Genomic DNA, 15,471 nt, shown 5'->3' on the forward strand with positions numbered 1-15,471 from the left:
CCTACTGAGGTTGCTATGAGCTTATGTTCGCATGAACACCACAATGCATTACATGGCGTACATGATCATCATAATGTCGCAACACGCCTTGCTGAAGCAGAAAGTCTCTGTGCAGCCACAGGAGCACGCCTAACACCGCTCCGCAAAGAAGTTCTCGAATTAATTTTGACTGCGCATGGACCAATGGGTGCTTATGATTTATTGGCAAAAATTAAAAGTGAATCTGACCGCCCTGCTGCCCCACCCACGGTATATCGTACGCTCGATTTTTTATTAGAAAAGGGACTCATTCATCGCCTAACCTCGATAAATGCCTATATTCCATGTTGTCACCCACGTGAAGGACATCAAGCGGCATTTTTGATTTGTACAGAATGTCATATCGTGAAAGAAGCCTCTTCAGAAGGTCTATTACAACAACTCGCTGCGCTTGCCGCCTCTGATCATTTTACCGCCCAACACAGCATTATTGAGATTTCTGGAAAATGTCAGAATTGCAGCCAAGCGAATTAAATACCCCGACACTGATTACACTTGAGCAAATTAGTGTCCGTATCGATGAGCGTGACATTTTAAAGCAGATTGATTTCGCTTTACATGAACGTGAAATTGTCACTTTAATTGGACCAAATGGCGCAGGAAAATCCACATTAATTAAAGTACTGCTTGGGATTCTAAAACCCAACGCTGGACGTGTGCTATCTTCGCGCAAACTCAAGTTTTCTTATGTCCCGCAGAAGTTCAATCCTTCCCACAGTCTTCCTTTACGCGTAAAAGACCTGCTTGAACTTGAACCGTGCCCAGCACAAATTAAACAAGAAATTATTCAAGATACGGGCATTGCCAAACTGCAAGATTCTAAAGTACAGCAACTGTCTGGCGGTGAACGACAACGCGTCCTGCTGGCACGTGCGTTGCTACGCCAACCTGACATTTTAGTCCTTGATGAACCGATGCAAGGTCTCGACATCCAGTCTGAAGCCGAGCTGTATGACTATGTGCGTAGTCTGCCTGAAAAATACCACTGTGCTGTACTGATGGTGTCACATGATCTGCAATGGGTGATGCAAGGCACGCAACGCGTGGTGTGTCTTAATAAACATATTTGCTGTAGCGGCTTGCCTGAAAATATTCAGCAACATCCAGAATACCAAGCCATTTTTGGCAGTAACCGTGCGTTCTATCAACATCATCATGATCATTGTGCGCATGGGGACAGTGCGACAGCTTGCCAACATGATCCTCGCCCACATATTCACCCTGAACCGGAAGCCTAATAGATGTTGGAATGGTTAGATCTCCTATTACCTGCTTGGATCATGGGAACCTTATTGGTGTTTTTAACCGCCCCTTTGGGCTGCCTGATGCTTTGGCGTCGCATGTCGTTCTTTGCAGATACCATGGCGCACGGCACTTTGTTGGGTGTCGCGATCGCTGGTGCACTCAGCTTACCGTTTTGGGTGGGTGTCACCTTGTTGGCGTTTATGCTGGTGGCTATTTTATGGGTACTGCATGATCCACGCTTACCCAACGATGCATTGTTGGCGCTCTGCTCTGCTACCCTGCTCTGCGCAGGTTTGATGCTGATTCAACATCTCCCTGCGCTGAGACCAGAGTTACTCAGCTATTTATTTGGTGACTTGCTGACAATTGCTTGGGTAGACCTTCCCACCTTCGCCATCGTAATTGCACTCGCACTTGCTGTTCTATTCAAATACTGGAAAGCCCAGATCCAAATAGCAATTGATCCTGATATTGCAATTAGTGAAGGAATCAATGCGAAATGGCAACGTTTAGTGTTTATGTTGCTTTTGGCCGTGTTTACCGTATTGGCATTACGCGCAGTAGGCTCATTGTTGATGGGTGCACTTTTGGTCATTCCAGCGTTAACTGCACGTTTACTCGCACACTCACCAAAACAAATGGTGATTTGGGCATTTATCGCTGCACAATTTGGAGTGAGTGTCGGGCTATGGTCAAGTGCCGCATTAAATACCCCAACAGGCTTAAGCATTGTGTTGTGCATGGCTTTAGTATTTGCTGGGATTTTTGGCTTGCAAAAAGTGAGAAAACTGACTTAACTCACCTTCATCCATGCCTCAGACAGAAACTGGTTTATTGATGCACCAAACTCAATAATCCTGCAGCACAACTAAATAACACAGCAAAAGTACGGTTCATGTATTTTTGCTGTTTTGGCGATTTCAACATTTTCAATACTTTTGCTGCCAAACCCGTGTACCCCGCCATCACTATCAAATCAATACTAATCATGGTTACCGCCATGACCCCATACTGAATCCATTGCGGTTGAGACAAGTCTAAAAACTGCGGCAATACTGCCAATAAAAATACGATTGCCTTCGGGTTACTCATATTGACCAAAAAGCCATACGCGATCAACTTAGGAATCGATTTGGTCGCTTGTGATTCTTGTTGAATTTCAATCGACTGTACCGGCGCTTTCCATTGCAGATATGCCAAATACAATAAATAGCCCACCCCAAACCATTTCACCACGAGAAACGCCCAAGGCGTGGTTGCAAAGAGCACCCCCACCCCTGCTGCCACAATACCAATTTGCACTAGCAATGCCAGTTGTAAACCAATCGCATTCCAGTAACCGCGACGAAATCCATAGTTTAAGCCACTCGACATGGACGCAATTGCACCTGCACCAGGCGAAACGCTAATCACCCAACATGCCAACATAAATGCTAACCAAACTTGAAAAGACATCACAGGACCACCTTAGAAAGACAAGTCATTATATGACTATTCACACTTTAAATGTGCTGAGAAATTCTCACCCAAGGATGATAACTTTAGGCTATTCAGCCCTGCATTGATCAGGCACAATAAACCCAGCCACGCATTGAATAAAAATCAAAGGAGCTATAAATGACCGCACAATCAGTAATTTTACCCTTACCTTCAGATCACGCCCGCTTCATTGTATTACGCTTAAAAGATTTAAGCCTGCCAGAACTGAAAGAAAAGATTGAAGATTTACTGAATACGCGTGATCGTTTAATCACTCAACATCCGAATGCAGAAATTAAAACTGCGATAGCCTTTGGTCCTGAACTTTGGGCAAAACTCCATACTCAATCTCCTGAAGGATTCAAACAACTTGACCCAATTCAGGGTGCATTTGAAATGCCAGCTTCACCCGCGGATGTGCTGATTCATATTGCCTCGCAACGCAGTGATATCTGTTTCACCCTCAGCCAAGCCTTCTTTGATGACATTCAAGATAAAGTTGAGGTTCTGGATGAGCGTGTTTGTTTCCGTTATTTTGATGGGCGTGATTTAACTGGCTTTATTGATGGTACTGAGAACCCACAATTCCCAGATGACCGTGCAGAAACTGCGCTACTCGGTGCTGATGCAGGTATTTTTAAAGATGGTTCTTTTGTTTTTGCGCAACGTTATGTGCATGATTTAGAGAAATGGAAACGCCTAAAAGTAGATGCACAAGAAAATGTTATGGGGCGATCAAAGCTTGAAAGCATTGAAATGGATGATGATGTAAAACCAGAAAATGCTCATATTGCGCGTGTTGTGATTGAAGATAATGAAGGTGAAGAAATGGAAATTCTGCGTCATTCTTTACCGTATGGCGATGGTAAAGGTGAGCAAGGACTGTTCTTTATTGCTTATACCAAAAATCTTGGGATTATTGATGACATGCTTGAGCACATGTTTGGCACAACTGGTGATGGCATTCATGACCGCTTGCTGCATTTCGTAACTGCAGTAGATGGTGCTTACTTCTTTGCTCCGAGCGAGGAGTTGTTGGAAGTGGTTTTATAAAATTAAAAGAATCGAGCCGACAGAAGTCGGCTTGAGCTAGTACAGTTTATTTAAAGCGTCACTCTTCACAATCAGATAAATCAAATCCTCTTTTTCCTGCATGCATTCCTTGAATTTCCCCATGCACAACATCAAAAATTAAAATATTATTTTTCTGCAAATTATCAGTAACCGTGTAGGTAAAATCATCTTGAGAATCCCCTGCACCCTCACTTTTCATTTTTTTAATTTCATATCCTTCATAACTCTTATATATTTCTTTCACATTCATACCATTACGAATTTTTTTTGATGTATATATACTTTTATTTTCGTTTTTAATTAATATTTCAACTAGTTTCTGTTTATTAAAAGTATATGAAACACCATTATCAATATCCGAAAAAGTTGTACAGCTTCCTATTTCATCTTTTGCAATACCCTTTAAGGAAAAATTAACATCTAAGTATTTATTCCCAAGAAGATAAGACTTTCCTTCAAAACTTATCGAGTTAAAATCCAAATAATTATTTTTATTAAAAATGGCCTTTGAATAACTACAAGCACTCAAATTTATTAACAATAAAACCAATATAAACTTCATATTATTCATCCTTGTTAAATGTTAATGATAAACCTTGCAAATGAAGATGATTATTATGTCTTGGCTTAGTCCATTCACTACACCTAGGGAGTATATAACCTTTGCTAAGTTTATACTTTGTGACTAAATGGCTTGGATAATATTCACTCAACATATTCTTTTTCTTTCCCCAACCAAATGAAATCAAAATATTAACAAATTTCAATGAAGCCTCATGATCATATTCTGACATTTCAAAATTAACCCCTACTCCATTATTTCTATCTGTTCTAACATAACCTATGTCTCCAATTTCTCCATTAATATGAGAATTACTCTTTCCAGGAGAACCCTTGCTATCACTAAATCCACTGAAACGAACTTTTTCACCAAACTTACAAACAGCTCCAATATATGCAGCAAATGCTTCTGTCGATAACCAATATCTATGCTGCTCTTGAGAGTCATTATGAATCGAAATATTTAAATTACCTGTTTTTCTTTCCCACCTATTTATGGGTTTTGAAGCAGTATCACCAAAAATTTCTCTTATACTAACTAGATAGCTTTTCCCTGAGCCTTTCTTCCCTTTCCCTGACCATCTATCAACTGTATAAATTTTACTCTTTCCTATCAAAACAGGTTGATTATTCACTACATAATAATATGCAGCAAAACCCGATGCGGTCTTATTAGTGCGATCAATGGATCCATTAGGATAAATTACATAATTTGTTGTATCGCTCGTAGCAGCAGCTTGATCACTTACCGTTGTTAATGGCTTCCCTCCATTTTCAGTATACGTATTATTTTGCTTCGTTTGAGTTTTCTTATCTGCCTCAGTTTTTGCTTTTTCTGCTTCTTCTTTTGCTTTCTGTTGCTGAACTTCTTTTTGCTGTTGTTGCTTTTTTAGATCTTCGGCCTGTTTACGTTTTGCATCTGCAACTTCATATAATTTAGATGCGATAATAGTACTGTCATTTACTGTGAAGGGTTGTATAGGTTTAGATTTTTCAACACGACTTAAAACTAAACTTTTACCTTTTATACCAAAGCCAAAAACAAAACCCGTTAACATTCGTACATTCATTACACCGTGATTATTTGTTCTTTTCGGTATTTCTCGGCCTCGATAAAAGAGACTAAACAATGTATTTGGGACAAGTTTACCATCTTGAGTTACTGAAATATTAAAAGAATGTACAGGAAGCTTCACTTTAACTGTTTTATTTTTCAATGCAGCGCTAACTTGAAAATGATGAATTACCTGTTTCTGCCCATCACCTTCTACTGAAACCTCAATATCTTGCCCTTCCTCCGCAGTAATCCCTTGCTTAACCCCACGACTATCAGCCGTATGCTTTTTAATATTACCTTTATAGGTAAGAAAAAAATTCATATTAGAGATTGCCTTACCAGAATCGCCTTCGACTATTTCAATATTAAAGTTTACATCTTTAGATGCAGGAGTTACATTTGCCTCTTGAGATGTCGAAGATTGTCCTTGTTCATTTCTTACTTCTTGAGGTGTTTTATTAACCCGAGGTCTCGATTGAGGCGTACTATCTGTCTCTAAAGTTGCTGAATGGCTTGTAACTTTAAAATCACTTAAAGTTGCTTTTTGTTTTTCATTTGCTTTTTGAATAATACTGTTCGACTCTTTGCCATCAGCCACAATTTTTATTTCTGTATTTGGATGTCGAACAATAACAGGAAGATTACCATTCTCATCACTCTTAACCTTTACTTTGGTTTCACCAGAAAAACTCTTTCCAATATAATTAGAAACAACCACAACCTCTTTATTCTTCAAGATATTTTTATCTACATCTTTTAAACTAATATAAATTTTCCTATTACAACACTGTTCTAAATCAAATCCACCAAAATCCTCAATATACTTTTTAATATGGGTTTTATTACCATCTATTTGCTTTTGTCCCTTAAATTTTGGAATTCCTAAAAAAGCACCCAAACCTCCTATTCCAACAAGATGCATTCCTGCAATTGCACCAGATTCTGTAATTTCTACACCCTGAATTGTTCTACCGAAATGCTCATTAAAATTATTATTTCTAAGCTGATTACATAAATATTTAATCCACTCCTTAATGATTTCATATTGGGTTTCCGGGCTTTTCAGGAAGTCTTTTTTTGAACTGATATTCCTTTTACCAGACCACTTACCTACCCAGTTATTAGAATTAAATTGTTTTTGCCAGTTTGTGCGTAAAGACGATTTTTTACCTGCATTCTTGATGTCAGCATAAGAAATACCTTGATCCCCTAAATAATAACCTAAATCATATAAAGCCTCTTCTCCCCATTGAAACAACCCCATAAAACCACTTTCGTTTATAATACTAGCTGATTCCATATTAACTGGATGGTTTAGAGGCAATTGTAAATTTGATGAAGACTCCTTAAAGCTAACAGCCTCAATAAAACCAGCTAAATTAGTCTCAAAACTTTTACTTGATTTTTTAAAGTTAATTGTCTTTTCCATAATCAATTCTCTTTATACCAATCACCTACTTTATAAAAACTCATACTAACTTCAGTATTATTCTTTAAATAACTATTTAATACAGTTTTGGCTTCACCATAATCTCCATTTCTTGCACAACTTAGCTCTACCCGAGAACTCTCTTCTTCTTTCTGTGGAGCAGTTACTTTTCTAAAGTAGGAAAATGCATTTTTATCATTATATGCAATCCATATTTCATCTCTATCTTCTTTATAATAAGCTCGATAGATATAATAGTTATTCTTATTATATAAAACCTTTATACAACTCCCTGTTGACATCCATTGATTGTTTTTTGGTTTTAAATTTAATTGACTTAATAATTTCAAACGATTTTGACTAGTATTACTCTTTCCGTAATCCCATATATGTTCACATTCTACTTCACCCATTTTTTTAATAGGTACAACTGACTTTTCTTTCCAATATTTCATACATTCTTTGGTACTATCTGCATGTAAATTTATACCATTTAGCAAAATACATACACCAATCATTATCTTTACAGTTTTCATTATTAAATTAACCCTTAAGTCCAAAACTTTCAAAATCTGCTTTTAAATCTGTATCTTCAATATTTTCATCACTATCGTGCGCATGATTATGATCATCATCACCACCGCAACAGGTCTCATCTGAACCATGACCTTGCCCTTCCGTGATCACTTCTTCAATCAGTTGTAGCTTATCTGAACTGTCATCATTCTTACCAAGTAAAAGAATTTCGACGCTATCTGGGTTATCACTAAAGATCCGTCCCGTCCTTGCGAACTGATCAAGAAAACCAATGTATTCTGTTTTCTTAGCATGATTAATAACTTTATATTTAAATCCATCTTTCAATAAATCTGAATTAACCAACTCGCTAAAATCGAATCGACGGCTAAAGATTCCACTTTCCGGCATTTTCGGCAACTCAGCATTTACTGTTGCCCCACTCACAAAACTATGCTGCCCAGCCTTACTCTCAAACTTGCCGCCTGTTGTTGAAAATACGCCATCTGCATTAATTTTTAGCTGAGACCCACCCGCTGTTAGTACAATTTCTTTTGGACTTGTAAGTTCGATTTTATCTTCAGTAGAAATGAGCTTAATGACCTTCTTGGCAATCACTTCAATCGCATCATCCTGCGCCTGCAACTCCAATTTTCCTTTTGCAGCAAAAGCCCTAAACCCTTTTTGCGCGGCAAATAAACTGATCTTGTCCTGAGCATGCCCAATAATATTTTTCTGAGCACTCAGGTTAATCGAACCACTGGCACTCTCCGCAATATCCTGAGATGCTTGTAAGATAATATTTTCAGGGGTCGTTAGCGCAATCCCGTTAGGTGAAGCCAACAACATCAATGCCTGTCTGAAAATCTTGCCTTGTTCTTGCTGCTTAGCATCAGAACTACGTTCTAGACCTTGGGTATATCCCTCCATAAAACCTTGCAAAGAATCTAATGCTTTGGATGGTGTAACTTCTAATTTACTGCCTTTATGAAAAGTTCCACACGTACTCATCAAATCAAAATCTTGAATATCGACATTGGCTAAGACTTTTCCAACTTCTTTAATACTCTCAAACGGATTCTGCTGAATCCGATCTTTGATACTAGCAAGTTTGCCTTTGACAATATCAGTACCGTGCTCTTCTACGTTTTCGATAAAAGCTTTTAGATTTTCTACCGAATCTTTGGCATCACTAAAGAACGCATTAAACTCTTCCACTGCGCATTTAGCATCACCGCCTAATGCACCAATATCCTCAATAAAGCCACCACAATCCTTTAAGGCATAAATCGGATCTTTATTCATACTTTCTTTAAATAGATTTAATGTGCTTTCTAGCGCTTGCCCTGTGGTTTTGAGTTCCAGTGACTGAATGAACTTTGGTAAGCGGTGAATCACATTGAGCGCATCCGCCTGTTGCTTTACAGCAACTTCGCTCAGCATTTTCATGCTGTCATAACTCTGTGACAATAATGATTGTGCTTGAGCGGCTTCCAAATGGTCTGCAATCGCCTGTTCTTGAGCATAAGTACTAATCAGCATACCTTTACCCGCCCGCACGGCACCCCAAGCATCAGTTCTGAGCTCGAAGCCCTCACCTCGACCACTACTTTGCTCAGTTTCTTTAGGATGACTGAGATTACCCAAATTCAGTTGACTCGCCCCATGACTGCTCTGCAATTGCGTGCTGATTTGCCCTGTAGTGTCATCAAAACGTAATTGATTAAACCCTGTTCCACTCACTTCTTGAGAGCGGATGCCACTCAACTTTTTCGTGGCTGGCAATTGCCCTTTGACATCAAACTTGGTAGGAGAGCGTTGAGCTTCATGAATTCGACCCAGCACAAAAGGACGATCAATACATCCATCAAAGAAATCTATGACCACCAGTTCCCCTATACGCGGTAAGAAGCGTGCGCCATAGCCTTCGCCTGCCCATGGGGTCAGTACATCCACCCAAGCAGAGTCGGTATCATTCTCATTGCTACCCGCACCATCATGATGTTGATGATCCTGCTCACGCGTAAACAGAAAGCGAACTTTGATACGCCCCCATTCATCCACATGAATTTCCTCACCTTCGGGTCCAACCACACGCGCATGCTGAGGATGAGCAGCAGGACGATGCTTCAACAAATCAAACTCTGGCACCAGCTTGACCTGTCGACGAATTAACAAAAGCTCACTAAATTGTCGCTCATCCTGCTTTAAACACGCCAAATTTGCTTGCTCAAATAAATGTGTCAAACGTTGATTGAGTTCTACGGGCAAATTATTTTGGTTATAAAAATGCTTTTCACAAATCAGAAACTGCCGATCCCCTTCTGCATGCAAATCTACCTCGGGATGATCTTGTAAGCTGAACCAATATCCGACATGTGCATCGCGCACTGTCGTTTGCGCCTTAAAATATTTTGACTGCAATGCTTGATAAGCACTTAAGTTTGAATTGAGTTTATCTAATTGCTGTGAATTCGAAGCTGTCGCCTGATCTTCTCCATTCAAGTCAGCCACCCATGCCGGACTGGTAGACCACGCCTGTTCCAAACTCAAACTTTCATTTTCAAAGAGCTGACTATGCTGATGTGAACTGAGTACCGATCCTGCCCCATCATCCTGAGTCAAACTGTCTGCCTGCCAACGTTGTACATAGCTTGCGGTAGACTGTAATTGTCGATGTGCGGTAAAGCTCATCATGCTGTCAAAGCGTTCGGTTGCATGACTGCGATGAAATCGAATTGACCCGCGCTGTAGGGCAGAAAAGTGCTGATTATTGTCTACCAATCGAAGAATTTGCGGTTCAATCATTTGCAACACTTGCGGTATAATCAAATGCTGCTCATCCACCCACCAGTTAATGCCTTCACTGCGCCATAACCGCGTAAGAAACTGATAATCCGACTCATTCGACTGCATGACAAAAGGTCGAATATCATAGTTTTCCGACAATTTAGACAAATCTAGGGTCAATGATTTACTGAATAAGGGACTTTTCTGCTGCCACTCTTTAAACAAAATTTCACTAATTTCTGGCACAGTCTTATTCATAAACACCCGACTATTTCGTCGTTTATGCCAAAGTGAAGTTGGATCTTGTAAGGTCAGCTGATAGAGGGTAAATGCACCATCGCTATAAATTTGGCTGGCTTGGGTAATAATACCGGTGAGACGAGTATATTGCCCCATATCCGTAACTTGATCGACAGCCACCTGACAACCAATAAACTGCTTTAGTGCCAGCTGTACTGTTGCAGATAAGCAGGTAAGACGGACATTCAATTCACCATTTAAAACATGCTTTCCTTCAATCCGCTGCAAAAATACCTGCGTATTGAGTTCCACATTCGAAAATTGAACATGAATAGCCCTTTTCAGTGTAGTTAAACCAAGCTGGTCTAAAACACTTTGGATATGATTCAACATAGTTGTAATTCGTTATTAAAGTTATAGGTATATAAAGCGCGACATTCTAATGAATTGCTTAAATAAAGGTCTAGTGTTTTTTGTCGTATTTTATTCTAGACACAAATCATGATGCGATTATCTCACATTAATTTTACCAGTATCTCCAATCACAAAGGGGCTAAAGCCCCTTTGTTATTTCCATCTATACAATCACTTAGAAAGTAATGCGACGGTACTGACGATATTCAGGTTTCCAGAAATTGGCTTCAATCGCTTCATGCAATAATTCATCACTGACCATGGGTGCAACGCCTGCTTCCATTGCCGCTTTTGCCACTTTAAAGGCAATGATTTTAGAAACTTGCTGAATCTCATTAATATCTGGCAATAAATCTGCATCAGGATTACTGAGTTTTGGTGAGCAATCTGCCAAAGCATTACTGGATGCTATGAGCATGCTGTCTGTCACACGAGTAGCCCCTGAAGCCACTACGCCTAAACCAATACCCGGGAAAATATACGAGTTATTGCACTGTGAAATCTGATAAATCTTGCCTTGATAATTTACAGGTGCAAATGGGCTACCTGTCGCGATCAATGCTCGTCCCTCAGTCCATTGCACGATGTCAGATGGCACCGCTTCAACTCGTGAGGTTGGATTCGACAAAGGCAACACAATTGGTGATTCACAATTGCTTGCCAAAGTTCTAATCACCTCTTCCGTAAATAAACCAGGCTGACCCGAAACACCGATCAACACGGTTGGTTTGGCATGTTTCACCACATCCAATAAAGAAATGTGTTCTTCAACATTACCCCAAGCCGCGATTGCTTCAGGTTGTTGTGCCAATTTACGCTGGAAGTCCAACAAGTTCGGTTGATTTTCAGTGATTAAACCAAAGCGATCGACCATAAACACACGCGCACGTGCTTCAGTTTCAGTTAAACCTTCAGCCACCATTTGCGCAACAATTTGCTCTGCAATACCACAACCTGCAGAACCCGCACCCAAGAAAGTAATAATCTGGTCTTTCAGTTGCTTGCCTGCTGCACGCGATGCTGCAATCAAGCTGCCGACTGAAACTGCTGCAGTACCTTGAATATCATCATTAAAGCAACACACCTGATCACGGTATTTGTTTAACAACGGCATGGCATTATTTTGCGCAAAATCTTCGAACTGGATCAGTGCTTTTGGCCAGCGACGTTTAATGGCCGCCATCACTTCATCGACAAAGTTGTAGTATTCCTCACCACTGATGCGTGGCTGACTCCAACCCATATAAATCGGATCATTCAAGAGCTGTTGATTATTGGTCCCCACATCTATCGTAATCGGCAAGGTATAAGCAGGGCTGATGCCACCACATGCGGTATACAGCGACAATTTACCAATAGGAATACCCATGCCACCAATGCCTTGATCACCTAAGCCCAAGATGCGTTCACCGTCAGTGATCACAATTACTTTGACATTTTTCTTATTCACGTTATGCAAAATGTCATCGATGTGCGCACGGTCAGGATAGGAAATAAAAATCCCGCGATGACGGCGATAGATATCCGAGAAGCGCTGACACGCCTCTCCTACGGTTGGAGTGTAAATAATCGGCATCATCTCACTAAGATGATTTTCAATCAGGTGATAAAACAGGGTTTCATTGGTGTCTTGAATATTGCGCAGGTAAATGTGCTTATTAATCTCATCATTGAAAGCACAGTATTGCTGATATGAGCGCTGACTTTGCTCTTCAATCGACTCAATCACATGAGGAACCAAACCATGCAGATTAAAGCGAGTACGTTCTTCTTCTGTAAAAGCAGAGCCTTTATTTAATAATGGGAGTTCTAACAGGGTGTTTCCAGCATACGGGATATATAAAGGGTGTTTCGTCTTCAATTGTGCAGTTGTCATAACCAGTCTCAGTGTGCGTAATCCTCTCAACAGGATTACATAACATCATCAAATTTCCTTCGATTCGGCGTATAGCTTAGACCTGTTTTTTGAGAAACGTATATTTAGTTATGTGATAATGGTATGGAGTTAATTTCGCTATTAAATAAAGATTTATTCATCGTTTTTATATCTTAAAATTTAAAGCATAATCAAAAAATATTGCTGATATATTCATTATTTTGAGTAAATTTAGCAAATTAACCGTCAAAACCCAAGATTAAAAATATAGATATTTTCTATTACATTAATTTCATATTCTTAATCCATGCTTTTAAGTATGTATTTTTTTATATGATGTATAAAGAAGCTAAAATTATATATAAATCAATATAAAACAGTTGTTTATTAAAATTTAAGACTTTTGGCTAATTTATTCAGCAATTTTCAGGCTTACTTCGGTGGTTGATTCGGCGGCATCTCTACAAACAACCCTGTTAGCTTCCGCACCAAGGGCAGCATGACCAAGACCACAGGATAAGCAATGGCCCATGACATCATCCAAGCCGAAAACCAAAGTGAAAGGAATACATCACTCCACCCCAAGTTACGTAACATATTAATAAAGGAAATAATGCCACTCATTAGACAGGAGAGGAAAAAAGGCATGACAAAGCCGACAAATTTGGCAGGTAGTTTGGGAATATTACCGATAATTTTCGGACGTTGATTGGTCATTTTTATCATCCAAGATCCTGTATTTATTCACTATGCCATAATTTCACCACTTTGATATGATGATTCGCAATAAAACCATTCCAGCAAACCCAAACTGAATAAAAAACATTCTCTAGAAAGGACTCACCTAAACAGTCCGAAATTTGCTATATTTGCTGTTTTTCTGCGATATTTATTTTCGACTCATATGAACACGGCAATCCAAGCAGCGCTCGATCATGCAGTGCAATCCCTTCAAGCGGAAGGCGTACTCCCATCTGACTGGAACAACAACAGCAATTTGACGCGTACCAAAGACCGAAGCCACGGGGATTTCGCATCGAATATCGCCATGATTGGTGCTAAAGCTGCGGGTATCAAGCCACGTGATTTGGCCGAAAAAATTCTCGCAGCCCTGCCTGAAGTCGCTGACATCAGCAAAGCAGAAATCGCAGGTCCTGGCTTTATTAACTTCTTTTTAAATGCAGATCAGCGTTTTGCGGTACTGGATCAAATCCAAGCGCAAAGCGCTGAATTTGGTCGCACTCAAGTGAATGCAGAAAAACGCATTCAAGTGGAATTTGTTTCTGCAAACCCGACTTCAAGTCTGCATGTAGGACATGGTCGTGGTGCGGCTTACGGCATGACTGTAGCCAACTTGCTTGAAGCGACTGGGGCAAAAGTTGATCGTGAATATTATGTCAATGACGCAGGTCGTCAGATGGACATTTTAGCGACTTCAACCTATTTACGTTACCTCGAATTAGCAGGTCAGGAACTGGTTTTCCCTAAAAATGCCTATCAAGGTGACTACGTTAAAGAAATCGCGCAAAGCATTATTGACCAAGACGGCAATGCTTATGTACATCCTGTTGCAGACGTGTATAAAGATGTACCAGAAGATGTGCAATATGCTGAAGAACTGGATGCTGAAGGCAATAAAGTGGTGCTTTCTGGTGACAAAGAAAAACATATCGATGGCTTGATTTTCAATTCACAACAATTGACTGGCGAAGGCTATCGCGTTTTCCATCAAGCAGCACTGAAAGCCATTTTGGATGACATCAAAGATGACCTTGGTGAATTCGGTGTGACTTTTAATCAATGGTTCAGCGAAGCATCTTTGACTGAAAAAATTGATGAAGCCCTACAAACCCTCGATCAACGTGGTTTCTTATACGAAAAAGAAGGCAACATCTGGTTCAAATCAACTGAGTTTGGCGATGAGAAAGACCGTGTCGTGAAACGTCGCAATGGTCAAACCACGTATTTCGCCTCTGATATTGCTTACCACTTGAATAAATTGCAACGTGGCTATACAGACTTGCTTGATATCTGGGGTTCTGACCACCACGGCTATATCTCTCGTGTAAAAGCTGCCATTGATGCAATGGGCTATGACTCGAAAAAACTTACGGTTTTATTGGTACAGTTCGTGAGCTTATGGCGTAGCGGCGAGATGGTACAAATGTCTTCTCGTTCAGGTCAATTTGTGACTTTACGCGACCTGCGTAAAGAAGTCGGTAATGATGCAGCGCGTTTCTACTATGTAATGCGTAAATCTGAACAACACATTGACTTTGACTTGGATCTTGCAGTTTCGCAAAGCAAAGACAATGCGGTGTACTACATTCAATATGCGCATGCCCGTATCTGCCGTATGCTTGAAAAAGCAGCGACAATGAACGTGAATTTCAGTGCTGAAACTGCGCGTCAATTTGCCAACAAACTTGAGCTAGAAGCAGAAACTGAAATTCTTGCCAAACTGGCGGCCTACCCTGAAGTGGTTGCACGTGCTGCCAATGCGTATGAACCGCATCAGGTGGGTAACTACTTGAAAGAATTGGCTGCTTTATTCCATGGCTGGTATAATGAGCACAAAGTACTGAATGATGATGCTGAACTTACACAAGCACGTCTCTTACTTTCAGTAAACGTACAACAAGTATTACGCAATGGTTTAGAATTATTAGGTGTATCTGCACCTGAGACGATGTGATTAACAAAGTAACGCTTTGCGCATCGTCACAAGACCGAAAGCTACGCTTGAGGTAG

General features: G+C 40.1%; 12 protein-coding genes. 5 read left to right on the forward strand and 7 right to left on the reverse strand.

All coding sequences use genetic code 11. The features are described from left to right. Window positions 1-15 precede the first annotated feature (15 nt). Genes MKI85_RS07960 through znuB form a run of 3 tightly spaced genes read left to right on the forward strand, consistent with a single transcriptional unit; the run spans window position 16 to window position 2,081 of the window. On the forward strand, window positions 16-513 hold the full coding sequence (locus MKI85_RS07960; RefSeq protein WP_241626622.1) for a transcriptional repressor: 498 nt from the start codon (window positions 16-18) through the stop codon (window positions 511-513). Next, window positions 486-1,277 (forward strand): zinc ABC transporter ATP-binding protein ZnuC, encoded by a 792-nt coding sequence (gene znuC / locus MKI85_RS07965; RefSeq protein WP_241626624.1) that lies wholly within the window; start codon window positions 486-488, stop codon window positions 1,275-1,277. Before MKI85_RS07960 ends, znuC begins: the two co-directional genes overlap by 28 nt. 3 nt (window positions 1,278-1,280) lie before the next feature. Further along, window positions 1,281-2,081 carry a zinc ABC transporter permease subunit ZnuB gene (gene znuB, locus MKI85_RS07970; RefSeq protein ID WP_241626626.1) on the forward strand — a complete coding sequence of 267 codons (801 nt, stop codon included), beginning with the start codon at window positions 1,281-1,283 and terminating at the stop codon, window positions 2,079-2,081. 34 nt (window positions 2,082-2,115) lie between these two features. Here the strand turns inward: znuB and MKI85_RS07975 are convergent, their stop codons facing one another. Beyond that, on the reverse strand, window positions 2,116-2,739 hold the full coding sequence (locus MKI85_RS07975) for a LysE family transporter (RefSeq protein ID WP_241626628.1): 624 nt from the start codon (window positions 2,737-2,739) through the stop codon (window positions 2,116-2,118). A gap of 162 nt (window positions 2,740-2,901) precedes the next feature. Between MKI85_RS07975 and MKI85_RS07980 the strand changes: the two genes are divergently transcribed. After that, window positions 2,902-3,816: a Dyp-type peroxidase gene (locus MKI85_RS07980; protein WP_241626630.1), complete on the forward strand. Its 915-nt coding sequence runs from the start codon at window positions 2,902-2,904 to the stop codon at window positions 3,814-3,816. A 58-nt stretch (window positions 3,817-3,874) separates the two neighbouring features. Here the strand turns inward: MKI85_RS07980 and MKI85_RS07985 are convergent, their stop codons facing one another. The 6 genes from MKI85_RS07985 to MKI85_RS08010 form a co-directional block, all read right to left on the reverse strand. Further along, window positions 3,875-4,399, reverse strand: a complete 525-nt coding sequence (locus MKI85_RS07985) for a hypothetical protein (protein WP_241626632.1) — start codon at window positions 4,397-4,399, stop codon at window positions 3,875-3,877. 1 nt (window position 4,400) lies between these two features. Then, window positions 4,401-6,884, reverse strand: coding sequence for a hypothetical protein (locus MKI85_RS07990; RefSeq protein ID WP_241626634.1), 2,484 nt, complete (start codon window positions 6,882-6,884; stop codon window positions 4,401-4,403). Window positions 6,885-6,886: 2 nt separating this feature from the next. Continuing rightward, the gene (locus tag MKI85_RS07995; protein WP_241626636.1) at window positions 6,887-7,420 is read right to left on the reverse strand and encodes a hypothetical protein; all 534 of its coding nucleotides are present in this window, start codon (window positions 7,418-7,420) and stop codon (window positions 6,887-6,889) included. A 7-nt stretch (window positions 7,421-7,427) separates the two neighbouring features. Next, complete coding sequence (locus MKI85_RS08000; RefSeq protein WP_241626638.1) at window positions 7,428-10,823, reverse strand: type VI secretion system Vgr family protein; 3,396 nt, start codon at window positions 10,821-10,823, stop codon at window positions 7,428-7,430. A 196-nt stretch (window positions 10,824-11,019) separates the two neighbouring features. Then, a complete protein-coding gene (locus tag MKI85_RS08005; protein ID WP_241626640.1) occupies window positions 11,020-12,720 on the reverse strand; it encodes an NAD-dependent malic enzyme in 1,701 nt (566 codons plus the stop codon). 432 nt (window positions 12,721-13,152) lie between these two features. After that, on the reverse strand, window positions 13,153-13,437 hold the full coding sequence (locus MKI85_RS08010; RefSeq protein ID WP_241626641.1) for a DUF2798 domain-containing protein: 285 nt from the start codon (window positions 13,435-13,437) through the stop codon (window positions 13,153-13,155). Window positions 13,438-13,624: 187 nt separating this feature from the next. On the opposite strand from MKI85_RS08010, the gene argS reads away from it, so the two are divergent. Then, complete coding sequence (argS, locus tag MKI85_RS08015) at window positions 13,625-15,415, forward strand: arginine--tRNA ligase (RefSeq protein ID WP_241626643.1); 1,791 nt, start codon at window positions 13,625-13,627, stop codon at window positions 15,413-15,415. The last annotated feature ends 56 nt before the right edge of the window (window positions 15,416-15,471 follow it).

Origin of the sequence: Acinetobacter zhairuonensis (assembly GCF_022601715.1) — a bacterium.
GTDB lineage: Bacteria > Pseudomonadota > Gammaproteobacteria > Pseudomonadales > Moraxellaceae > Acinetobacter.